This window comes from Echinimonas agarilytica, assembly GCF_023703465.1.
In the GTDB taxonomy this organism is placed as follows: domain Bacteria; phylum Pseudomonadota; class Gammaproteobacteria; order Enterobacterales; family Neiellaceae; genus Echinimonas; species Echinimonas agarilytica.
The window spans coordinates 1-1,585 of record NZ_JAMQGP010000019.1 but is presented as its reverse complement, the minus strand read 5'-3'; the positions used below and the strand labels follow the sequence as shown (position 1 = coordinate 1,585).

Here is a 1,585-nt window from a genome sequence, read left to right as displayed (position 1 = left end):
GTGACCAACGATCCGGAAGACACCACGCCAACCTTTAGTGGTACCTCGGATAATACCGTGGGTGATTTAACGTTGACGGTGAACGGTGTTGAGTACGCCGTCACGCCAGAGCTTGATGGCTCGTGGGAATTCACACTGCCCGATGGCGCAGCGTTAGCCGATGGCGAGTACACTGCGACTATCGATGGAGTCGATGCGCAAGGCGATGCTGCTGAAACCTCAGATGCCGACTTCACCATTGGCCTAGTGCCAGAAGTCAGTATAACTGTGACCAACGATCCGGAAGACACCACGCCAACCTTTAGTGGTACCTCGGATAATACCGTGGGTGATTTAACGTTGACGGTGAACGGTGTTGAGTACGCGGTCACGCCAGAGCTTGATGGCTCGTGGGAATTCACACTGCCCGATGGCGCAGCGTTAGCCGATGGCGAGTACACTGCGACTATCGATGGAGTCGATGCGCAAGGTGATGCTGCTGAAACCTCAGATGCCGACTTCACGGTGGATCAGCTGCCGATTGTAAGCATCGATACCGTGGCCTCAGGTGATGATATTACGCCTACCTTCTCAGGAACTTCGAGCAGTACTGACGGCGATTTAACGCTGACGGTCAATGGTGTGGACTATGTTGTAACCCCCGAAGCTGATGGCTCTTGGGAATTCATCCTGCCGGATGATGCCGCCTTAGAGGACGGCACTTATACTGCGGCGATTAACGGCTCCGATGCGCAAAATAATGACGCACCTGAAGATTCCGCGAGTTTTAGGGTTCTACTGACCCCAGAAGTCAGTATAACTGTGACCAACGATCCGGAAGACACCACGCCAACCTTTAGTGGTACCTCGGATAATACCGTGGGTGATTTAACGTTGACGGTGAACGGTGTTGAGTACGCGGTCACGCCAGAGCTTGATGGCTCGTGGGAATTCACACTGCCCGATGGCGCAGCGTTAGCCGATGGCGAGTACACTGCGACTATCGATGGAGTCGATGCGCAAGGTGATGCTGCTGAAACCTCAGATGCCGACTTCACGGTGGATCAGCTGCCGATTGTCAGCATCGATACCGTGGCCTCAGGTGATGAAATTACGCCTACTTTCTCAGGCTCATCGAGCAATACTGACGGCGATTTAACGCTGACGGTCAATGGTGTGGACTATGTTGTAACCCCCGAAGCTGATGGCTCTTGGGAATTCACCCTGCCGGATGGTGCCGCCTTAGGGGACGGCACTTATACTGCGGCGATTAACGGCTCCGATGCGCAAAATAATGATGCACCTGAAGATTCCGCGAGTTTTAGGGTTCTACTGACCCCAGAAGTCAGTATTACCGTGACCAACGATCCGGAAGACACCACGCCAACCTTTAGTGGTACCTCGGATAATACCGTGGGTGATTTAACGTTGACGGTGAACGGTGTTGAATACGCGGTCACGCCAGAGCTTGACGGCACTTGGGAATTCACACTGCCCGATGGCGCAGCGTTAGCCGATGGCGATTACACTGCGACTATCGATGGAGTCGATGCGCAAGGCGATGCTGCTGAAACCTCTGATGCCGACTTCACCATTGGCCTAGTGC

The 1,585-nt window shown here is 53.9% G+C and carries 1 protein-coding gene; it reads left to right on the top strand.

The genetic code is table 11. The features are described from left to right. Positions 1-1,585 (top strand): Ig-like domain-containing protein (locus NAF29_RS18060; protein WP_251263030.1); only part of this gene is annotated, 1,585 nt, incomplete at both ends.